We start from the raw sequence: 22,667 nt of genomic DNA, 5'->3' as shown, positions 1-22,667 counted from the left end.
TTAAACCGGGTGTTTCTGAATTTTTTGAAATGAATAGGATGCTTGAAAAAGTCATGTAAACGGGGAAGGCTGGAATGGATTGGATCGGCCGGACCTAAACGGGGATGAATGGGTTTCCGACTCTATATCCTTATAGTAAAGTTTTCGATACCCATCGTCAAAACCCTTTCCTGAATAAAAAAATAGTTCGCATTTTCGGCCTATTTCCTCGCATGAACAATCGCCATCCACTTTTTTGTGCAATCGCTTCCCCGACATCGTAATTACCCGTTTATCATGACGGAGAAGAAGAGCGATATTTTCTCCACATACTTAAGATTAACCAATTTGAACACCGGTGAAAGAATATTAGGAATGAAATGTGAAAGGTAATTTTCAGCAAACGTTCAAGTTAATGTGGCATAATATAACACGCCCCACAAAGTGAAGCCTTGCCTTCCCAGCTTATTCCAATTCGTTTGCGAGGACCCCAAAACTTATAATAACCGCATGTTAAATATGGTATGGAGGGATATACATGAAAGCTCACCAAGGCATCCGTCTGCTGCTGGTGGACGATGAGCCTCACATCCTCCAGTTCCTCGAACTGGGTCTTATAAATGAAGGGTTTGACATCAGAACGGCGCCGGACGGATTGTCCGCTCTGGAGATCGCCGCCGAATTCAAACCTCATGTAGCCATCCTCGATATTATGATGCCGGGAATGGATGGCTTCGATGTATGCCGGTATCTCCGGGACGAGGAGCCGGACATCGCCGTTATTATGCTGACGGCCAAGGACGAGGTCGACGACCGCGTAAAGGGTCTGTCCATCGGGGCCGACGATTATATGGTCAAGCCCTTCAGCTTCGACGAACTGCTCGCGCGTATTCAGGCGCGGCTCCGCAACCGGTTTCCGGGACTGCTCGGCGAGGTGCGCTGCGGTCCCTTCCGGATCGACAGCCGGAGAAAGGAAATCCGCTTCAAGGATGTCGTGCTCGAACTTTCGCCGACGGAGTACGAGCTGCTGCAATATATGGTCATCAACCACGGGCTTGTGCTGAGCAAGCCGATGATCCTTGACAAGGTCTGGGGATACGACTTCGGAGGAGAAGAAAACATTGTGGAGGTCTACATCCGTTCCCTGCGCGAGAAGCTGGGCGATAAGGAGCACCGCATTATCCGCACGCTTCGCGGCGCGGGCTACCGGGTGGATCTCATATGATTCCATTCTTATCGGCCATTAGGAATCGGCTGCATCCTCCCCGCTCGCTCCGCAAGCAGCTCCTTGCCATCTCGCTGCTGATTCTCTCGGGACTGCTCCTGCTCATCGGAGTGCTTCAATACGCGATTATGCGCAATTTCCTTTACACCAGCAGGGTGGAAGCCATGCAGTTGCAAATCCGCTCGGTTCCCCGCGAGCTGATCTTCGAGTTGGCCGGGAACCGCCAGGAGAGCAGCGGAGCGGCGGAAAGCCCCCCTATAGGGGCAGAGAACGGCGGCGCAGAGAGTGGCGGCTATACCGGCCAGGGCAGCGATACAGCGCCCGGCGGCAGCGCCGGACAGGGCAGTGACGGGGAGCCGGGCGGCAGCGCCGGAGGACAAAGCGGCGGCACTGAGAGCGGCGGCTATACCGAGCAGGTCAGTGACGGCGGGCCGAGCGGCAGCCAGGGAGGTTCCGCTGACGCCCAAGGCAGCGGCAGGGGCACCCCGGGACGGCGCCCCCTGCTGCTGGACGCCCGGACTACGCTCGCCCTCTTTAGTTCGGAAGGCACCTTTTCCGATCTGCAGACGGAGACGCTGGCCGACTCGCCCGCTCCACGGATGACCGACGAGGAATACAAGCTGCTGCTTCAGCATCCCGTCGGCAGAGCCGCGGGCAATTACAAGATTCTGACTTCTGAAGACGGCACCGAGCATTTGGCTGTATTCATGACCATAGGCCATCCGGACAATCCGCTCGGCGTTCTGCAAATGACCACGGATACGGCACCTCTGCGCGACGTTATTATGCGCCAGCTGCTGACTTACGCGGCTCTGTCCGTGGCCGCTTTGGTGGGCGGCCTTCTTCTCTACATGCCCGCCCTCCGCAAGACTCTTGTCCCGCTGTCCAACATGGGTAAGACCGCCCAGATTATCGATGCGGGAAATCTCGATGTCCGGTTTCCGTCTGCGCAGGGACAGACCGAAATCGACCAGCTGTCTTCCTCCTTTAACGGCATGCTGGAGCGTCTGGAAACTTCATTTCGGAACGAGCGGGAAGCCAAGGAACAGATGCGCAGATTCGCCGCAGACGCCTCCCACGAGCTGCGGACGCCGCTGACCTCGATACACGGTTTTCTCGAGGTGCTGCTGCGGGGAGCGGCGGAGAACAGGGACCAGTTGTACAACGCGCTGAATAGCATGCACGGCGAATCGAAGCGCATCAACAAGCTGGTTGAGGATCTGCTTCTCCTCGCCCGGATGGACGGCGCTCCGCAGCTCCGGGCCAAAGAGCTCTATTTGGACGAAGTGATCGAAGAAATGCGGCCTCAATTGGAGATGCTTGCCGGAGACCGTGAAGTCGACTTTGCCCTCTCCCCCGGCATAAAAGGGCTTTACGACCCGGACAAAATCAAGCAGGTCATTCTGAATCTGTTCCAGAATGCGGTGCAGCATACCGATCCCAAAACGGGAAAAGTGGCCATTTCCCTGCATCCTTCAGGCTCCCGCGCGGAGCTGACGGTGCTGGATAACGGAGCCGGTATCCCTGCGGAACATCTCCCCCATGTGTTCGACCGGTTTTACCGCAGCGATCCCTCCCGCGCCCGTAAGTACGGCGGTTCCGGCCTTGGCCTGTCGATTACGAAATCGATAACCGAAGCACATGGCGGGGAAATCGGGGTAACGAGCGCCCCGGGCAAGGGTACAGCCTTCCGGGTAACCCTGCCCTGCCTGCAGGCATTGGCAAATAAGACATAGATAGCGCTATAATATATAGCGACAATACGCTTTCGATGCGAGTTTTGCTGCGCAGCATTCTCAGGAAGCTTAGCTTCACAAAACTTAGCCCATGCTTTCGTAGCGAGTTTTGCTACGCAAAACTTAGCCCATGCTTTCGTAGCGAGTTTTGCTACGCAAAACTTTTAGGAGGTCCTACTATGTACGAAATCGCAGTAATCGGCGCCGGTCCCGCCGGCGCAAGCGCCGCACTGTTCGCCGCCAAGGCGGGCAAGAAGACGCTGCTTATCGACAACGACAAAGGGATGACCCGCAGAGGCTGGTACGAGAATTACTACGGCATTTCCGAAATTGGCGGACCCGACCTGGTGGAAACCGGACACAAGCAGGCGGTAAAGTTCGGAGCCGAACTGGTCGCTGAACAGGCCGTTTCCATCGCTAAAAGCGGCGACGGCTTTGCCATTGAAACCGAAAGCGGAGCGGCCTATGAAGCAAAGCATGTTATTCTGGCTACCGGCGTGCTGACGGATCTAGCCGCCAAAGCGGGAGTGCAGACGAAAGAAGGCACGGAGCCGAGAATCAAGACGGTCGTCGCCGTGGACGCGGCCGGCAAGACCAACGTCGAGGGCATCTGGGCCGCCGGCACCGTAGCCGGAGTAAGCGTGCATGCCGTTATTACGGCGGGCGACGGCGCGAAGGTGGCGGTGAACGTCATCAGCGAGCTGAACGGCGCGCGCTATGTGGACCATGATGTGCTGAAGGCTTAAGCGGCGCAAACCCTAAGCCAAGATGTCTAACCTCATAAATGTGCTTAAAACCGATTGCTAACGTCCCGGGCTTGTTCGCCTCATCCGGGGCGTTTTTTTGTGACCATTCCTGGAATTTCCCTATCAAAACAGGGCGGTACCTTTTAATAAAGATTCAGTCTGCGTTAATTATTAATTAATATCTTGCTGATACTATAAAGAAAAAGAGAGGAGCGTGACGAAGCTCACATGTCAAAAAGAAAAACAGTATGGATTCCCGCCATTCTCGCTGTGATATTCAGTTTGCTGCTGATCGCCTATTCCTTCTACGCTCAAGCCAACGGAACGCATCCCCAGCCTTCAAGCGGTGCCGGGGGCTTGCCCCCTCAAGGAGGAAGAAAGGAAGATCTGGAGCTTTTTAAATGGCTCGGAACTATGGCTGTCGTTTGCGGAGCGGTCAGCTTTTCCTGGGTGCGTTTCAAGAAGAAGCTCAGATCCTCCTCCCTTCCGGTACAAAAACTGGGCAAACTGCTGCACCGCATTCACCAGTTCATGGGCTGGACCGCACTAGCCCTCATTTTGGTGCATGGCGCTTATTATCTGATTACGAGACTTCAAGACGACAAAATATTTACCGGATTGGCAGCGTTTTTGATTCTTTTAACTTTGGCCGGGTACGGGTGGCTTATCAAGCGGGTGCGAAATAAATGGATGCGTAAAGCGCATTTTTTCCTGAGCCTCATGTGGATTCCGTTGCTGCTTCTTCACGCAGGGGGATCGGCAATCCTCACAGCCGTGATCACCGCCGTTGTCTGGGTCGGGGTTACATTCCTGGAAAGACAGGCTCAACCGAAAGCCGTTTAGTCTTCCTGCATATCCTGTTTATCGACCGCTCTTTGGGCGGTTTTCTTTTTTTGAAACCAAATTGGGCGTTTGCACATATGCTAAACCTGACGATTAAAAAAGCATTGGGAGGTCCTGGTTATATGTATTGGGTAAACCCGTATTGGAGCAGAGCCACATTTCAGCCCGTTTGGTCCACCTCTACCCCGCAGGCCTTGGATATGATCAAAGAAGCGGTTCAGGGAGAACGAAATGACGAACTTTTTTACGATGAACTGATCAAACTCGCCCCAAACTCCGAGCAAGCCTCGATCATTACTTCCATCCGCGACGATGAACGGGGGCATAACCGTATGTTTCGGGTGATCTACAAAGAGTTAACGGGTCAGGAAATCAGGGGGATCAGTAACGAGCAGTATCAGCGAGTAGAGTCCTATACTACCGGGATACAGCGGGCGCTTCAAGGTGAATTGTCGGCAACGGAGAAGTACAGAAAAATATGGTTTGGCCTGCCGGCTGGCATCTATCGGGATACGGTGGGTGGCATTATCCTGGATGAGTTAAAGCATGCGAGCAAGTACAATTATTTATTCACCTTGAATCATGACAAGATTTAGTGTGTAGTTGCGCCGCCGAGGCCCGCTCTCATTGTTTTTGAAAAGGGCCTCGCGGCGCATTGTTTTGCGTTAACTTACCGGTAGTATACTTTTTCCACGTTATACTTTGCCTTGAACGTATTGATAATGTAAGTCTCGTAAATTTCCCGTTCGACGGGGTCCTCTACCACGCACACCTCAATTTTGGCGACTTCGTTCCGGTGGTCTTTAATGGGGGAAACGTTATCCTCGAAATGCTTTTTAATTCGGGGTCTCAGCTTTCTTGCTTTACCGACAAACAGAAGCTCGTCCCGGTCGTTGTAAAACATAAAAATGCCGCCCTTTTCCCTCGTGATCAGGTGGAAATCCGTAAATCCGTAAATGTTGCTTAGTTCGGGGGCAATCTGCTTGGTAATGGTAACCTCCGGTTCAGGCACGGTTATACTAATCAATATTCTTCACTTCCTCTGTGTAATTAGGCCTACATCTTACCATATTTTCTGAGGCAGCACCATTTGGGTATCCTTCATAGAATCCACTGCGCTCCGTTATTCATTCTGCTTGCACCGCTTTTTGTGAAAAGATGGGGATATTCTTTAAAAGTTAATGAAAAATAGAGGATTTTGGAGAATTTTGTTGAAAATTTCAACATCCAGGGAAGGTGATAAGCTTAGGTTAATAATGGAGGGGCGCTATGCTGCAAAAAAATAATGACGAGAAAACTCATAAATTCGTTGAACTGAGCAGAAATTCAAATGAGGAAATTGACCTGACACTTATAGATAAACGAGCCTTTAGTCCTCTGTGGGGGTCAACCCGAATTGCCGGAATTTATTTTATTGTGGGATGCTTGTGGATTCTGCTAACGGATAAAGCGGTTTCAGCTATAACAGGCAACCTCCAATGGATCGCCAGAATCAATATGATCAAGGGATGGTTCTTTGTTTTCACCACGGCTCTTCTGATCTTTGGCCTTATTCTCAGAACACTCAAGCGGATTAAAAAAATGGAAGAAAAGCTGGAGATCACGTACAGGGATATGGTAGACGGCCATGAGAAGCTGGAAGCCGCATACGAAGAAATCATAGCTACGGAGGATGAATTAAGACAACAGTACGATCAATTAATTGAGAATCAGCGGAAACTTACAGAAAGTGAAGAGAAGATGCATCACTTGGCCTATCACGATATACTGACAGATCTGCCCAACAAGCTGGCGTTATATGAGAATGCAGCCGATAACCTCCTTGCGGATTCAAGCGGCAAAGCTGCCTTGCTGTTCGTGGATATCGATAATTTTAAATATATTAACGATACAATGGGGCATGAATTCGGCGACCGCCTAATTGTCAAAGCCAGTGAAAGGCTCCTCTCCATCATAGAAAAAGAGGGGGTGATCTACCGGTTCGGAGGCGATGAATTCATCATTCTTTTGCAGCCCCTGAAAGAAAAAGCGGATATTGATCGAGTTGCCGCCCGAATTCTTACCGGTTTTAAAGAGGCTGTTGATATGGATAACAGTCTGCTCCACATAAGCATCAGTATCGGAATCAGCATTTATCCCGATCACGGCAGCGATATTATGGAGCTGGTTAAACGCGCCGACATTGCCATGTACAAGGCGAAAGAAGCGGGGAAAGGCAGTTACGTCGTATTTGACCATCCCCTGAACGATACATTTGCCGAAAGGATGAATATAGAAAAACAATTGTATACCGCAATGGAACAGGAAGAGTTTGAGCTGGTCTATCAGCCCCAGGTCGACTTGATACTGAACAAAGTGACCGGTCTGGAAGCTCTTTTGCGCTGGAAAAGTCCGGATCTCGGTTATGTCTCTCCTTTGAAATTTATCAAAGTGGCCGAGGATTCGCATTTGATTATTCCTTTGGGAGCCTGGGTGCTGCGCAGCGCCTGCGCTTTTCTGAAGCTTCTTCATGAACAGGGATTCGGACATTTAACGATGTCAGTCAATATTTCGATGCTGCAGCTGCTGCAAACCGATTTTAATGAATTGGTCCTGGAAACTCTTGAATCCTTCGGGCTTCAACCCAATTATCTGGAATTGGAAATCACGGAAAGCGTCTTAGTCGAATTCTACGATCATGTTGTCGCCAAATTGAATGCACTCCGAGCAAGAGACATTAAAATTGCCCTCGATGATTTCGGCACAGGCTATTCTTCTTTAAGCTACCTGACCTATCTGCCGATCTCCACTTTAAAAATAGATAAATCTTTCATAGATTCGATTCCAACCGGCACGAATCATGCAGCATTAGTGGAGCATATTATTATGATCGGCAAACGAATGAACATGTCGGTCATTGCCGAAGGAGTGGAAAGACAGGAACAGCTGGCGTATTTACTGGAGCAGGGCTGTGACAAAATCCAGGGTTACTTCTTTAGCAGGCCGCTGGCGGCAAAGGATATGGAGAAATGGTTAGCCTACTGGAAAGAGGCTTCCGTTGATTTAATCCCCGTATTGGACAAAGAGCCCGAGAGCCTCCATTAGAAATCCGTTTCGGCACCGCCCAGGCCGAGACAAAGGGCAACGCACAAGCAGCGCTCCGCTTCCCCAACTTCAGGGGACGGAGCGCCGTTTGCTGTTGGCTTATAGGGGCCTGCAGCTTTGAAATGGTCGTCGTCTTGATCCATCAGACCAGCAGGCCCCTAAATAGTCCGGCGATTGTCCCATAATCTCCAGATGGTTCCACTCCACAGCCGATACTGGGTCGCCAGGGCTTTAAGCCCGAACCCCGGATGCGGCCCGCTTCAAAATGCAAACCCCGTACACCGGCAGCTCCAGAACGCCGGACACTTCAGCGCCGCTTTCGGCATCGGCTAAGGCTTCTCCCGGAAGCTCCACCTTCTCCGCGCGACCCGAGAAGTTGAGCAGGAACACATACTCATGCTCTCCGTCGGTCCGCAGCTGGGCGGTCACGCCCTGCGGCAGCTCCGCCTCCAGCGAGCGCCGAACGTTCGCTTCCTTCACCAGCCCGGCGTAGAACGCGTCGTAGAACGCCGGGTCGCTTACTCGCGCAGCCAAATAGTAGGCCTTGCCCTCTCCTCTTTTGTTCACGGTAAGAGCCGGACGTCCGGCATAGAAATCGTCGCCGTAGAACGCCAGCGTCTCGGCGCCTTCGATATGAATCAGCTCGCACAGATCGCGGATTTCATACTCGCCGCCGAACCCGGCGCCCTCGCCCATAATCAGCCGATTGCATTGCTCATCGTGCAGCCCGTCGATCTCCTCGGCCCAGATGCCGACCGTCTCGCGGAGAGGACCCGGGAAGCCGCCGAGATGGCAAAGATCATTCTCGTCGACAATGCCGGACCAATAGGTGACGGCCAGCGTTCCGCCGCTCTGCACGAACTTGTCGATCGCCGAGCCCGTACTTTCCCGCAGCAGGTACGCCATCGGCAGAATCAGCAGCTTGTAGGCTGAGAAATCATCGTCCGAGCCGACAATGTCGGTCGGCACGCCCATTTGCCACAGCGCCCGGTAATGCTGCATAACGGTCTGCTCGTAGTGCAGCCCGCCGTTGCGCGGTCCCTGAGAGTCGTTCACGGCCCAGCGGTTATCCCAGTCGGCCAGGATGGCAGCATCCGCCGGAACGGTCGTGCCGACAAGCTCCGTTAGCCCGGCCAGCGTGCGTCCAAGCTCCGCAACGTCGCCGAAGACGCGGGTATGTTCATGGCCCACATGGTCGATGACCGCTCCGTGGAACTTCTCGCTGGCCCCCCGGCTCTTGCGCCATTGGAAGTACTGAACGGTATCCGATCCGTGGGCAACCGCCTGCAGCGAGGACAGCTTGTGCATGCCCGGCTTCTTCAGCTTGCTGACTGGCTGCCAATTGGTCAGGCTCGGCGTGCTCTCCATCAGCATGAACGGTTTATGCTTCAGCGTCCGGAACATATCATGGTTGAAGGAGAACCAGGAAGCGATATTCACTTCCGATGTCGCCTCATGCCACGTCGGATAGGCGTCCCAGGAGACCACGTCCACTTCCTTGGCGAACTCGCGGTAATCCAGTCCGTAGAACCAGTCCATGAAATTGGTCGTGCAGGGGAGATCCGGATTCATGGCCTTCAGCGGAACGATCTCGTGCTTGTAGAAGTCGATGGTCTGGTCGGATACGAAACGGCGCCAGTCCAGGTTATGTCCGTGCACCATATTCTCGCCATGCGGAGCCGGCGACTCGACCTGGGACCACGAGGTATACGTATGGCTCCAGAACTTGGTCCACCAGGCTAAGTTCAACGCGTTCAGCGTTCCATATTTCTTCTTCAGCCAGCCGCGGAACGCTTCCTGGCAGTAATCGCAGTGACATTCGCCGCCGTATTCGTTCGAAATATGCCAGCCGATAACGGCGGGATGGTTCGAATACCGATCGGCCAGCTTGGTGTTCATGATCGTGGTTTTCTCCCGGTAGACCGCCGAGGTCATGCAGTGGTTATGGCGCATGCCGTGCAGGTTGCGGACGCGGTTCTTCTCCGCGCGCAGCACCTCCGGATACTTCTCCGACATCCAGGCCGGACGCGCTCCCGTCGGAGTAGCCAGCCAGGCGTAAATGCCGTTAGCGGCGAACCGGTCCAGCACCTGGTCCAGCCAGGCGAATTCAAACACGCCTTCTTCAGGCTCCAGCATCGACCAAGAGAAGATGCCGACAGCCATTACATTACAGCCGGCAAGCTTCATCATCCGGATATCCTCCTCCAGTACATAAGGATCATGCAGCCATTGGTCGGGATTATAATCGGCTCCATGCATAAAGACGGGCAGCTTCGGACTAATGGGCGAAAATTTTACAGTCATTGGTTTCTCTCCTTTGTGTGGTATGTGGTATACAACAGGCGATTAAGCCGCATAACGGCAAAGGGGAGACCTCGGTCTCCCCCATTTTTAGGCTTCCGGGTCCGGTCAGCCTAGCGGTTCTCCGGGCGGTCTGGCCTCACTGTCGCCCTGCCTTTACGGGCCTTGCCTGCCTGCACTCTATTTTGTTGATATTACTTGGGCTGGTTCGCCAGGAAGGCGTCGATTTGCTTCTGCAGCTCGGTCTGAATCTTGTCGATACCGGCCGATTTCAGCTGGCTGACCAGCTCTTTCTGGCCTTTGTCCAGATCGTCGATCAGGCCGTATTCCAGCGGAACCGCATAGCGCAGCATGACGTTGCCTACGTTGGCGACCTCGGTCTTCACATTTGCATCGTCGAAGATGAAGGTTTCAAGCGGGAAGTGGTACACTTTCGTCATCCACGTATCCAGCAGGTCGTTCGCTTCCTGCGGATAGGTCGAGCTTTGACGATTCAGAGGCGAGTTCCAGCCCCAGTTCGAGAAGCCCGTATAGTTCGCGGCGCTCGGACCCGGGTTGTATTTGTCGTCGCCTACCGGCTCATAATGCTTGCCGGAGATGCCGTTCATTGTCAGGTCATGAATTTCCTTGTCGTTCTGCAGCAGGTCGATCAGCATCAGCGCGCGCTCCGGATTCTTGGAGGTCGCATGGATCGCCATGCCGTTCTGGGTGGAGATGGCTCCGATCTTCTTCTTGTCCGGCGTCAGGTCGGCAATCGCATATTCGACGTTCGGCGTATCGCGTTTGGCTTCTTCAATGTTCGCGGCGAGAGTACCCAGGTTCTGTGCATACGAAGCAACCTTGCCGGCTTTCATATCCTGCCATACGTCATTCTTGTTGCTCACGATGTTCTTAGACCATACCTTGTTGTCGGCAAGATCTTTATAGTATTTCAACAGCTGCGTAAATTCCGGCGTATCGTATACGTTGAATACCTTGCCCGCCGGATCGTCCAGCTTGTAAGCCAGCGGAAAGTTGTAGTCAACCAGGTTCCATTCATTCTGCTGCTCGACCATGATTTGATCCAGCTCATGCCATTTCCAGCCGTCAGCCGGCTTGGCGCCGAAAGCGTTGATGCCTTTTTCTCCCATTGCAATCGCCTTCATATAGGCGGCATAAGTTTCGGGGCTGTTCACTGGCTGCAGATTGTATTTCTTGACCAGATCTTCACGGATCAGAACGGCTTTGTCCGTCACTTCTTTATTGTTATTTGGAACCATGTACACCTTACCGTTCACCTTGGCTTGATCCCAAGCTACTTTATCCATGGTGGCATAGGTCTTGGGTGTATACTTCTGCAGCATGTCGTCGGTTAGCTCCAGGAAGCCGCCCTTCAGCGTCTGATCGTTATAGTACGCCCAGTTAGCCGTGTAGACCAGATCGAAGTCTTCGTTGGCGGCGAATTTCAGCGGATATTTCTGGTTCCAGTCGGCCCAGTCCAGGAATTCCGTCTCCACCGTAGCGTTGATCTTCTGCTTGAGCAGCGTGTTCAACTGGTCGAACACCTCGTTGTAATCGGCAGGCTGGCCGCCGACCAGAATCATTTTCAGCTTGACTTCCTTGGACGTATCCGCATTTCCGGAGCTTGCCGCCGCTGAGGCGGATGGAGCGGTTTCAGCAGCATCTGTAGCAGCCGCGCCGCCGTTGTTCGAGTTACCTCCGCTGCAGGCGGAGAGGATGGCTGCCATGGCCAGAATCAAGACCATCAGCAGCATGGATGTTTTTCTTTGATTACGCATAACCAGTTCCCCCTTAAGAATTAGTTCGCATTAGTAACCTTATATTGATAACCAGGTTGCCTGTGATCATCCTTTGACTGCACCAATGGTGAGACCTTGGACGAAGAAGCGCTGGATAAACGGATAGGCCAGCAGAATCGGGCCGGTTGCCACAATGGTCATCGCCATCTTGAGGCTCTCCGTCGGCAGATTAGTGTTGACTACCGCGCCGGCCTGCATCATGGCCTTGCGCATGCCGTCCATATTCCCAAGCATCCGGTACAGGTAATACTGCAGCGGCATCAAATCCGATTTGGAGATGAACAACAGCGCGTTGTACCAGTCATTCCAGTAGGCAAGGGCGATAAAGAGCCCGATGGTCGCCAGAGCCGGCTTGGACAGCGGCACGATCAGCAGTATGAAGATCCGGAAATCGCCGGCACCGTCGATTTTGGCCGATTCGGTAATGGCTTCCGGAATGCTGCTCATGAACGATTTCATAACGATGATGTAGAAGACGTTCAGCAGCATCGGCAGAATCAGCACGACCAGCGTATCCTTCAGCTGAAGATAGTTGACGATCATCAGATACCAGGGAACGAGGCCCCCGCTGAACAGCGTTGTGAAGAAGAAGAAGAACGAGAAGCGGTTTCGCCATCTGAAATCCCGCCGGGTCAGCACATAGGCCGTCATGGAAGTCAGGAACAGGCCAAGCACCGTGCCGATTAACGTTACCGAGATGGTAACGCCGTAGGCCTTCAGCATATCCTTCGGGAATTCGAACAGAATGCGGTAGGCTTCGACCGAGAACGTGGACGGAATCAGTGAGAAGCCATTCATCGTGATGGCGGTCTCATCGGTCAGCGAGGACGAAACGACCAGCCAGAATGGAAGCAGGCAGAACAGCGCCAGCAGCGAAAGTGAGACATAACCGATAACGGCAAGCAGGATGCGGTCGGAATGGCGGATTTTTTGGCCCGCGGGCTGCGAACCGGCCCTGCTCTCTGAAACAACAGTACTCATTCTTGTTCCCCTCCCTATTAAAACAGTGCGTAATCTTTATCGTATTTGCGAACCGCGAAATTGGCCAGCATGATAGTGACGAACCCAAGAACCGACTGGAAGAAGCCTGCGGCTGCCGACATGCCGATATCATTCGAGGTAATCAGCGAGCGGAACACATAGGTGTCGATAACGTCGGTGGAGGAGAACAGCAGACCGTTGTTGCCCACCATATTATAGAACATACCGAAGTCGCCTCTGAAAATATTGCCCACCGCCAGCAGCACCAGAATAATAACCGTCGGCATCAGATTCGGAATTGTAATGCGGAAGATCCGCTGGAAAATATTCGCTCCGTCGATCTGGGCCGCCTCGTACATTTCCGTATCGATGCTGGTAATCGCGGCCAGATACATCACCGATCCGTACCCAAGCGCTTTCCAGGCCGATACGATGACCAGAATGAACGGCCAGTAAGCAGGCGTATTGTAAATGTCACTCTTTTCAAAGCCCAGCGAAACCAGCAGTGAGTTAACCGTGCCTACGTCAAAGTTGAAAAGGTTGTATGCGATGGCTCCCACCACAACCCAGGAGATAAAATACGGCAGGAACATTAGCGTCTGGGTGATTTTGCGGAACCATTTGCCCGCCACTTCGAACAGCAGGATGCCGGCGAAGATCTGAAGCACATTGTTCACGATGATAAAAGCGATATTGTACAGCGCGGTATTACGCGTAACCCTCCAGGCATCCCCAGAATCAAAGAAGAACCGGAAGTTGTCGATCCCATTCCACGAGCTTCCGAATATCCCTCCGTCGTAGCTGTATTTTTTGAAAGCCAGCACGATTCCCGCCATGGGGATATAAGCAAAGAGGATAAAAAACAGTACGGCCGGCGTCAGCATCAGGAGCAGCGTCCGGTATTTCTTTAATTCGCCCCAAAAGCCTTGTCTCATCTTTTCCACTCCTCTCTCCCTTTCCTCGGTAACAACTCAAGTATACCCGCAACGGATCGGGGGACGGGATTCAGCAGAGCAACTAAAAGTAATACTTATTCAACGATCTCATAAAAACGCTTACTTTGGAGACGGTGGTGGACGAGTCCGGCATCCTCCCTGTCTATAAAGATCTGCGGCTTCATGTCTTGAACCGTTGATGAAGATAGTCCGAGGCATAAGAAAAACCGGCGAAAGGTACCTTCCCCCGCCGCCGGAGGAAGGCACCTTTCGCCGCTTATCCGTTCTTTGCCCGCATATTGAACAAGCGGGCCGACTGCCCGCCCTCGCGCGAATTCCGCAATTTTAAATCTTATGCTCCTTCCGGTATTCGCCCGGCGTCATACCCATTGCATGCTTGAATTGCCGGTTGAAGTAAATGATGTTCTTGTAGCCCATTCGCTCGGCGATTTCGTAAATCTTAAGCCCCGGGTCGGTCAGCAGCTGGCACACCCGGGCTAGCCGCCGCCCATTCAGGAAATCGCTGAAATGCGTCCCCGTCTCCTCCTTGAACAGGTACCCCAGATAGTTGGGCGTAAAGTCAAAGCGGGCGGCCACTTCCTTGAGCGTCAGCTTCTGCTCGAGATTGTCCTCGACATAGGAGATGATGCTGTCGATCAGCTTCCGCTTCTGCCGCTGCCGCTTCACATAGATCATCTCGGACAGCTCGAAGAAGCGTCGGCGGAGCCAGGATACGATATCGTGGACCGTTTCAAACTGAAACAGCAGATTGGGCTGGTGGCTGTCCCACTTCAGCAACTCGTACAGATCTTCGTTCATGGTCTGAAGCTCGGAATGCAGCCTTGAGGTAATCCGGATAATAAGCTCGTAAGCCTCGTTTCGGCTGGCCAGCGGAACATCACCGCCAAAGAGCCGCAGCAGGCAGTCGTCAATGGCGACGAGGTCGTACTCCTTGATCGCGGAAATCATTGTATCCAGCCGCTCATCGAAGCGGGCGCTCAGGTTGCCGGCCGGAGCGGACGGAGTGACGTCCCGCAGGAGGCGGTTCTTACCAAGTAGCCACTTGGCGCTGAGCGCCGCCTGCGCCTTCTGGTAGGACTCCCACAGCTCGCCCTCATCGGACGCGAAGGGACCGGCGGACGCCGTCACGGTAAAAGCGGTCTTCCGCTGAACAAGCGGGATCAATTCTTCCAGTCCAGCGAGAAAGTCATCCTCAGGCACAGAGGCCAGCACCAGGCAGCGCTCGTGATGCGCGCTGATGAAGGTTCCGAGTCGATGCTCGGAAACGAATGTCCGAATATGGGATATGATCTCTGCCGTCCGCGACCGGCGTTCCCGCTCGGAGGCCTCTCTCATTTTCCATTCCACATCGTCGATTTCAATCAATGCCGCAGCCGAGCCTCCCTCCAGAATAGGACCGAGCAGCAGGCGGACGCGGCCTTCCTCCCAATCTGCGGAATCGCCGCCCAGCCAGCGGAGCAGCAGTTCCTCGCTCACGAGTGACAGCGTTTCGGAGATTGTTCGGCTTTCCTCCCGCTTCTCTTCCACCTTCCGGCAGAGCTGCGACAGCGTTTCGTACAGCTCCGTATCCTCAACGGGCTTCAGCAGATAGGCAGAAGCGTTGAGTTCAATCGCCTGCTTGGCATAGTTGAAGTCCTCATGGCCGCTGATAAACACTATTTTGACGTCAGGGTTGATCGCCTTGGCCCTGCGGGCGAATTCCGTTCCCGACATGATCGGCATACGAATATCCGACAAAATCAGGTCGATCCGCTCGCTCTCCATCACTTTCAACGCGTTGAAGCCATTATTGGCCGCGCCGGCCACATCTATGTCAAGACCGCTGTTCAACACTCGGCGGCGAAGCCATTCCAAATCTACCGCCTCGTCGTCCACAAGCAGCATGCTGACGCTCATAAGCTGTTCCCTCCTTGCCTGCCGGCTCCACGCGAGCCGCAGGACAGATTATCCTCTTCCCCCAATCATAGCTTTGAACAAACGGGTGTCACATTGGGCGATTCAATTAAACACCATACTTTTTCAAAGATACGCTTCCAGATGATCCTCCTGCCGGGTCTCCGATTCGGCGCTTTCGAACGGAAGAACGATGCAGACGGTCGTTCCCGCTCCGTAGATGCTGGCAATGGTAAGTCCATAGCCCGTCCCGTATTTCAGCTTGATCCTTTCATCTACGTTCTTCACGCCATAACCGCCGGTCTCGCTTTTGCCCGCCAGAATCCGTTCGATCGTCTCCGCGCGCATGCCGATCCCGTTGTCGATGATCTTGAGCTCAATGTCGTTCCCCAGCCGTCTTCCGCAGATCCGGATGGCAACCGTCTCGCCGAACCAGGCGTGCTTGAACACGTTCTCGATGAAGGGCTGAAGAATCACCTTGATGACCCGGGCGTCCATGATTTCAGGCTCGACATTGATATAGACGGCGAAGGCGTCGGCATATTTGACCTTCTGGATCTCCAGGTAGGTCTCCGCCTGCTGAAGCTCCTGCTCCAGACTGATATAAACCTGGCCTTGATTCAGCGTAAGCCGGTAGAAGCGGGACAGACCCTGAACCATCTCCGTCACTTTCCGCGTCTCTCCCAGATTGGCCAGACTGCTGATCGTCGATAGGGTATTGTACAGAAAATGCGGATTGATCTGCGATTGCAAGGCCTCAAGCTCGGCCTGCTTTCGCCGGATGTCCTGAACATAGACGCTGCTGATCAGATCCTGGATATTCTTCGCCATGACATTGAAGGCGTCGGCGATCTGCCGGAATTCGTCATTCCCGGAGAAGCGGATGCGCCTCTGAAAGTTGCCTTCCTGAAAGGAACGGACCAGGGTGACGATCCGCGACATTTTGCGTCCGGACAGGCGGGCGACCAGCAGGCCGATGATGGCCATGACCAGGAAGCTGATCGCACAGACGGCCACGATAATGCGCTGCATTTTGCCCGCGTCCTTGTGCAGATAAGCAGGCGGAACGACGGCCTCGATATAAAAGCCGCTGTCCGGTATGGTCTGCTGAAGGGTTAGAAAATCGCCGCCCTTTTTGCTGTCGTCTCCCTCCCCCCGCTGAAAAATCTGCTCGCCCGTGGCGGATTCCCGCAGCCGCACCGTAATCCCCTGATCGACCGGAAAGGTGTCAAAGTTGCCGAAGAGGCCGCTGAGTGCGGTCGTGATGCGGACATAGCCGATCACCGTCTTGTAATCGCTGTACGAGACCAGCCTGCGGATATGCGAAATATTGCCCAGCTTCCGGTCCATGTCCATCTGCAGCCAGATATTGTCCCGCGCCGAATCCTTGTTGTTCTTATACCAGGCGGTGTTCTCTAAGTCGTGATACGAAAGAATATAATAATCGCTGCGCTTGATCTGCTCGTTCAGATTGTCGCCCGACACGATATTCAAATCCTCGTTGTTCGTGTACAGCATCAGCCGGATTTTGTTGCCGAACAGCTTCAGCGGAGCGGTCATCTGGGGCACGATTTCATCCAGCATTACCAAATAAATTTCGAACGGGCTGCCTTTATACTGAAGGGCCCGCTGGAACGACAGGCTGCCGAACAGCGTGTCCGACATCCGCTGAATTTCGTCCATCTGGTAGCGGATATTGCTGCTCGCCTGCTTCATCCCGGTCCGGATGTTCGTCTCCGCCATGTCGGTCCGCGAGGAAACCAGCATCGTGTAGGAAATGTAACCGATTACCACGTCGGTCAGCAGAACCAGCAGCAGGTAGGGAATCAAGGTTTTGTAAGTGAAGGGCATGTATCTCTTCATACATCAGCATCCTCTTGAACGCAATTTGGTATGTCTATATTACTTCTTACGGGCACGAGGATGAAAGAGAAAAATTCAGGAACGCCCATAGCCGTCCGCCACGCCGGAATGCGTGGACAGCGGGGGACCGCTTCCCGGAGATTTCAAACGAGGTACTGGCCGGCTATGGGTTCGGATATCACATCTTGCCGGGGACCTGCCAGACGCCGACAGAAATAGCATGCCCAAGGCGGAGCGGCTCTTTTGGCCGGATGTAGTGGATGCTCGCCAGCCCGCTGATCTCCCTCACCCCGCGATGCAAATCCGCTTTGCCCTTTAGTTACAAGCTGGTACGCTCTTTTTTAGGATGGAGACCCTTCCATTGTCTTCAAGAACGGCATACTCCGCTTCTTCTATATTAAAGACTCCCTTCTCCCTTAAGGATTGGTCCAGCGAATCTTGGGTATAGCGGATTCCTGATGTTTGCAAAGGGCAACGCACAAACGGCGCTCCGCTCCCCCAACTTCAGGGGACGGAGCGCCGTTTGCTGTTGGCTTATAAGGGAAAGGAAGCCAGTTGTCCCCGAGACAGTGAGACCCGGAGCCCCATGTGCAGCAGCTCCAGCACTTCGCCTTCCAGCAATGTGTAGTGGGTGCTCTCCCGGCCGATGCGCACCTCCAAAAGGCAGCCGTGGAACGCGATTCGGAACCGGCAGCTCTCCCACTGACCTGGCAGGCGCGGCTGAAAGGACAGAATGCCATCCCGGAGCCGCATGCCGCCGAAGCCGTTGATGATTGACATCCACGAGCCGGCCATCGCCGCCGTGTGCAGGCCGTCCTTGGCGTTCCGGTTGATGTCGTCAAGATCCATTCGCACCGTCCGGTCAAAATAGGCGTAAGCGCCCTCCAGATCGCCGATCTCCGCCGACATGATGCTGTGGATGCACGGCGACAGCGAGGAATCATGGGTCGTGAGCGGCTCATAATACTGGTAATTGCGAATTTTCTCCTCCAGCGTGAACTGCTCTCCGAGCAGGAACATGACCAGCACGACATCGGCCTGCTTCAGCACCTGATGGCGGTAGATGACGAGCGGATGAAAATGCAGCAGCAGCGGATACTTGCCTTCCGGCGTTTGCTCGAAATTCCATTTCTCTTTTGATAGAAACGTGTCGTCCTGAGCGATGATGCCAAGCCGTTCATCTGAAGGCACGAACATGCAGGCCGCCGCTTTCCGCCAGAGACGCACTTCTTCCTCCTTCAGCCCGATGGCCCGGACCAGCCTTTCGTAGTGCTGCGGATATGAGCCGCGGAGCAGGTCGGCCGTGTCGGCGGCGTACTCCAACTGGCTGCGCACCATCAAATTCGTGTAGGCGTTGTTGTTTACAATCGCCGTGTACTCGTCCGGCCCCGTCACCGCGTCGATGCAGAACGCTCCGCCGCGCGCCGGATTGAAATGGCCGAGGTCGACCCAGAACCGGGACGTCTCGAACAGGATTTCCGCGCCTTGGGCGGCGAGGAAATCGGTATCTCCCGTCGCCAGGACATACTGCCGGATGGCGTACGCGATGTCCGCGTTGATGTGGGCCTGCGCCGTGCCTGCCGGGAAATAGGACGAGTTCTCCTCTCCGTCGATGGTCCTCCACGGGTAAAGCGCACCCTTCTGCGACATGATTGCTGCGCGCTCACGAGCCTTGCCGAGCGTATGGTAACGAAATTCCAGCAGCGATCGGGCGATGTCCGGCCGGGTGTACGTAAAGAACGGCAGCATGTACATTTCCGTATCCCAGAAATAATGCCCTTCGTAGCCTTCGCCGGTCAGGCCCTTGGCCCCGATGTTGGTCACACCGTCCCTGCCAACGGATTGCAGCAGTTGGAACGCGTTGAAGCGGATGCCCTGTTGGAGCGCGGGATCACCGGCGATCTCGATGTCGGCCCGCTTCCAGAAGTCGTCCAGGTAGGCTTCCTGCTCTGCCAACAGCTGCCTGAATCCGGCATGCGCCGCCCCGCGCAGCAGCACTTCGGTCCGCGGCATCAGCTCCTCCTCCGGATAGTCTTTGGAGGTATGGTAACAGATGTACTTCGTCAGTGCCGCCTTCTCGCCGCTGCGCAGCGGCACGCAGAATTCCTCCGTCAGCCGCTGTTCCGCCGCCTTCCGGTTCGTCCCGCAGCCGGCTGGGGTCTCCAGAACGTGGCTCACCGCCGTCAGCAGCACGAACCGGGTATGCCGGGTCCGCTGGCGCATCCATGAGAACGTGCCGCCGTGCTCCATGTCCTCCGGCAGCAGGCTCGGCAGCTCGCTTCCCGCCCCGAGCCGCGGGTCGTCGGTCGCCAGCGGCCGGGCGATGGTGCCTTCCATGGCCGAGGCGAACGTTATCGCGCCGTCGAAATTGAGCGCCGTCGCCTCGTAATGGATGGCGGCCAAGTGTTTGTTCCCAAACGACGCCAGGCGGGTGATAACGAGGGACACGCGATGCCCGCCGGGCGATTCCCAGTCCACCTCGCGGCGCAGCACCCCCTTACGCATGTCGAGCGTCCGCTTGTAGCGATGCACGGTTCCTGCATTAAGATGAAAGGCGTGGCCTTCGACGGACAGGCCGATGATTTTGGCGTCGGTGACGTTAAGCATGGCCTGGTTCCGCACCGCGTAGCCGTACGCGCCTTCGGGATAGATAATCGGTTCAGCGTCGTAGAAGCCGTTCAGGTAATTGCCGACTACCGACGTTCCTTCAGTACCGTGATAACCCTCCTCAAAATTGCCCCGCATGCCGATATAGCCGTTGCCAACGGCAAACAAGCTTTCGCTCCGCTGGTTCTCGCCGTCGGCGAAGCTCTCTTCTTCCAGGCTCCATTCCCGGTACGGGTACAACGGCTCGGGATGGACGTAGGGTTTCATTTTCATGGATACTCCGCACTCCTTTGTACGGCGGTCTGTCTCCGCCTGGATTACCTATCGAACGGACGGGCCGTAAGCCCTGAGCGAACCCTTACGCGCCGTAGGGACGTACGTCAAGGCGTCAGCCTTTGACCGAACCGCCCATCAATCCTCTGACGAAATACTTTTGCAGCAGGAAAAAGATGGCGAGCGGCATCAGCATCGAGATAAAGGCCGCCGAGGTCAGCAGATGCCAGTCGTTGCCGCGGGAGCCGACCAGATCGGCGATTTTCATCGACATGACCTGCACATTCGGCTGGTTGCCTATGAAGATCAGCGACACCAGGTAGTCGTTCCAGACCCACAGAAACTGGAAGATGCCTATCGAAGCCAGCGCTGGTACCGACAGAGGCAGGATCAGCCGGCTGAAGATCGTGAAATGGCTCGCCCCGTCAATGAACGCCGACTCGAACAGATCTTTCGGAAGCTGGCTGATAAAGTTATACATGAAATACGTTACCAGCGGCAGGCCAAACGCCGTATGCGCCAGCCAGATGCCGAGATAGCTTCCGTTCAGCCCGAGGGCCGTGTAATCCTTAAGCACGGGAATGAGCGCAACCTGCAGCGGAATCACCAGCATCGCGATGATGGTCACGAACATCGTCTTGCGTCCCGGAAAACGCAGCCAGGCAAAAGCGTAAGCCGCGAAGGACGCGATCAGAACCGGAATAATCGTCGCCGGCACCGCGATGGTCAGCGTGTTCAAGAACGCCTGGGAGAGACCGCTTCCCTTCTGCACCGTCTCGCTGCCGTCGGCTTTTTTCAGCTTATACTCCTTGCCGGACAGCACGTTCTTGTAATTCTCCGTCGTCAGGTTGGGCTTCGTCACCCAGCCCTCCGTCTGCACGCTGATCATGCGCGCTCTGCGGTTCTCCCACATGAGCCGTTTGCCGCCTTCGACCACGCCCGCTTTGAGCTGCGCGTCCGTGTAGGTCTTGCCGTTCACTTCGATTGGTCCCCGCAGGTCTACATCCTTGGACAGCCGGATCACATCATTCGAAGCCTTCCATTCCTGGTGCGGGAACACCTTCCACCAGCCGGTCTGCAGAATGTCCGCGGCGGGGCGGAACGAGGAGATGAACAAGCCGAGAGTCGGAATCAGCCAGATGAAGCAGATGATCCCAAGCACGATGTTGACGACCGCCTTGTTGCCTTTTCTTTTCTTGGAGCCCACCATTTAGAATCCCCCCTGCTTGCGGAACTGGCGCAGATTGACGAAGATGACGGGCAGGACCGCGATCAGCAGCACGATGGCCAGTGTCGAGCCATAGCCGAAGTTGCGGTACATGAAGAACTGCCGGTAGAACTGCGTCGCGACAACCTCTGTATCGTATTGACCGCCTGTCATGACCATGACGACGTCAAATATTTTCAGCGTAAAGACAATAATGGTCGTGGTGACCGTCAGGATCGTGGTCGAGATGAACGGAATGATAATACGGAAAAAAATGCGGATTTCGCCGGAGCCGTCCACGCGCGCCGCTTCCAGAATATCGTCGGGCACTCCCTTGATCGCCGCCGAGAAGATGACCATGGCGAACCCGGTCTGCATCCAAATCAGGATAAGAATCAGGAAAAAGTTGTTCCAAGGCTGGATCATGCTGGTCCAGGCCTGCGGCTGTCCGCCGAAGTACGTCACGATGGCGTTGAGCAGACCGATCTGCTCGTCGCCCGGCTGATAATAGTAGACAAATTTCCAGATCACGCCTGCCGCCACGAACGAAATGGCCATCGGCATGAAGATGATGGACTTGGCGGTTTTCTCGTAGCTGCTGCGGTCCGCCAGAATGGCGATCAGCAGGCCGAAGGCGACGCACGCCAGCGTGCCGACGAACACCCACAGCAGATTGTTGCGCAGCGCCGTGCCCAGCAGCCGGTCGCTGAAGACGGCCGCATAGTTGGCCAGCCCGACGAACTTGTCGGACGACGCATCGAAGAAGCTGAGGTACAGCGTCCGCAGCGCCGGCAGCACCAGCAGCCAGCCCAGCAGGAGCACCGCCGGCCCCACGAAGATGAACGGGAGGATCCTGCCTCGGATCTTATCGGGATATTGCTCAGCTGCAAAGGTCAGCGTGTAATAAATCAGATAGACGCCCACGACGCCCCACAGTACGGCAAGCACCGCTGTCAGCAGCGGATTCAGCGTCGAATCCCGAAAAAACAGGAAAATTAGGCCGTTGACCACTATATTGGCGAGCAGTATGCCCAAGGAGATCAACACGGCTCTCAGAGGGATTCCCGGTTTGGCTTGTGTCCCCATATGCGCTCCTCCTAAATGTTGTACTTACCATAACAAAAGGGGGGCAGAGCCTTTCCTGCCCGCTCCCCCTTTTGATGTTCTCACTTAC

General features: G+C 54.7%; 17 protein-coding genes. 6 read left to right on the top strand and 11 right to left on the bottom strand.

All coding sequences use genetic code 11. From position 1 onward, the window contains the following. Positions 1–517 precede the first annotated feature (517 nt). The 5 genes from PUR_RS03205 to PUR_RS03185 all read left to right on the top strand — a co-directional run bounded on the left by PUR_RS03205 (position 518) and on the right by PUR_RS03185 (position 5,125). Positions 518–1,204 (top strand): response regulator transcription factor, encoded by a 687-nt coding sequence (locus PUR_RS03205; protein WP_179033997.1) that lies wholly within the window; start codon positions 518–520, stop codon positions 1,202–1,204. Beyond that, entirely contained in the window at positions 1,201–2,940 is a 1,740-nt protein-coding gene (locus PUR_RS03200) for a sensor histidine kinase (RefSeq protein ID WP_179033996.1), read from the top strand. The genes PUR_RS03205 and PUR_RS03200 overlap by 4 nt, the downstream gene beginning before the upstream one ends. A 179-nt stretch (positions 2,941–3,119) precedes the next feature. Further along, complete coding sequence (locus PUR_RS03195; RefSeq protein ID WP_179033995.1) at positions 3,120–3,686, top strand: FAD-dependent oxidoreductase; 567 nt, start codon at positions 3,120–3,122, stop codon at positions 3,684–3,686. A gap of 228 nt (positions 3,687–3,914) precedes the next feature. Beyond that, complete coding sequence (locus PUR_RS03190; protein ID WP_179033994.1) at positions 3,915–4,529, top strand: hypothetical protein; 615 nt, start codon at positions 3,915–3,917, stop codon at positions 4,527–4,529. Between the two features lie 122 nt (positions 4,530–4,651). After that, the gene (locus tag PUR_RS03185) at positions 4,652–5,125 is read left to right on the top strand and encodes a ferritin family protein (RefSeq protein WP_179033993.1); all 474 of its coding nucleotides are present in this window, start codon (positions 4,652–4,654) and stop codon (positions 5,123–5,125) included. Between the two features lie 74 nt (positions 5,126–5,199). Here the strand turns inward: PUR_RS03185 and PUR_RS03180 are convergent, their stop codons facing one another. After that, on the bottom strand, positions 5,200–5,556 hold the full coding sequence (locus PUR_RS03180) for a nucleotide excision repair endonuclease (protein WP_124697380.1): 357 nt from the start codon (positions 5,554–5,556) through the stop codon (positions 5,200–5,202). A gap of 242 nt (positions 5,557–5,798) precedes the next feature. On the opposite strand from PUR_RS03180, the gene PUR_RS03175 reads away from it, so the two are divergent. Next, complete coding sequence (locus tag PUR_RS03175) at positions 5,799–7,613, top strand: putative bifunctional diguanylate cyclase/phosphodiesterase (RefSeq protein ID WP_179033992.1); 1,815 nt, start codon at positions 5,799–5,801, stop codon at positions 7,611–7,613. A 231-nt stretch (positions 7,614–7,844) separates the two neighbouring features. On the opposite strand, the gene PUR_RS03170 is transcribed toward PUR_RS03175, so the two are convergent. From PUR_RS03170 to PUR_RS03125, 10 genes are all read right to left on the bottom strand, one after another. Then, a complete protein-coding gene (locus PUR_RS03170; RefSeq protein WP_179033991.1) occupies positions 7,845–9,917 on the bottom strand; it encodes a beta-galactosidase in 2,073 nt (690 codons plus the stop codon). A gap of 191 nt (positions 9,918–10,108) precedes the next feature. Further along, positions 10,109–11,692, bottom strand: a complete 1,584-nt coding sequence (locus tag PUR_RS03165; protein ID WP_179033990.1) for an ABC transporter substrate-binding protein — start codon at positions 11,690–11,692, stop codon at positions 10,109–10,111. Positions 11,693–11,758: 66 nt separating this feature from the next. Next, positions 11,759–12,694: a carbohydrate ABC transporter permease gene (locus PUR_RS03160; RefSeq protein WP_179033989.1), complete on the bottom strand. Its 936-nt coding sequence runs from the start codon at positions 12,692–12,694 to the stop codon at positions 11,759–11,761. A 17-nt stretch (positions 12,695–12,711) separates the two neighbouring features. Then, on the bottom strand, positions 12,712–13,629 hold the full coding sequence (locus PUR_RS03155) for an ABC transporter permease (RefSeq protein ID WP_179033988.1): 918 nt from the start codon (positions 13,627–13,629) through the stop codon (positions 12,712–12,714). A 345-nt stretch (positions 13,630–13,974) separates the two neighbouring features. Next, positions 13,975–15,546, bottom strand: coding sequence for a response regulator (locus PUR_RS03150; RefSeq protein WP_179033987.1), 1,572 nt, complete (start codon positions 15,544–15,546; stop codon positions 13,975–13,977). A gap of 123 nt (positions 15,547–15,669) precedes the next feature. Beyond that, on the bottom strand, positions 15,670–17,406 hold the full coding sequence (locus tag PUR_RS03145; RefSeq protein WP_179033986.1) for a sensor histidine kinase: 1,737 nt from the start codon (positions 17,404–17,406) through the stop codon (positions 15,670–15,672). Between the two features lie 315 nt (positions 17,407–17,721). Further along, on the bottom strand, positions 17,722–17,886 hold the full coding sequence (locus tag PUR_RS03140; protein ID WP_232101700.1) for a YetF domain-containing protein: 165 nt from the start codon (positions 17,884–17,886) through the stop codon (positions 17,722–17,724). A 54-nt stretch (positions 17,887–17,940) separates the two neighbouring features. Further along, positions 17,941–20,280 carry a glycoside hydrolase family 65 protein gene (locus PUR_RS03135; protein ID WP_179037720.1) on the bottom strand — a complete coding sequence of 780 codons (2,340 nt, stop codon included), beginning with the start codon at positions 20,278–20,280 and terminating at the stop codon, positions 17,941–17,943. A gap of 121 nt (positions 20,281–20,401) precedes the next feature. Then, positions 20,402–21,496 (bottom strand): carbohydrate ABC transporter permease, encoded by a 1,095-nt coding sequence (locus PUR_RS03130; RefSeq protein WP_179033985.1) that lies wholly within the window; start codon positions 21,494–21,496, stop codon positions 20,402–20,404. After that, the gene (locus PUR_RS03125; protein WP_179033984.1) at positions 21,497–22,579 is read right to left on the bottom strand and encodes a carbohydrate ABC transporter permease; all 1,083 of its coding nucleotides are present in this window, start codon (positions 22,577–22,579) and stop codon (positions 21,497–21,499) included. Between the last annotated feature and the right edge of the window lie 88 nt (positions 22,580–22,667).

The organism is Paenibacillus sp. URB8-2 (genome assembly GCF_013393385.1).
Classification (GTDB): domain Bacteria; phylum Bacillota; class Bacilli; order Paenibacillales; family Paenibacillaceae; genus Paenibacillus_AQ.
The sequence above is the reverse complement of the archived record's forward strand: the minus strand, read 5'-3'. Positions and strand labels throughout refer to the sequence as shown.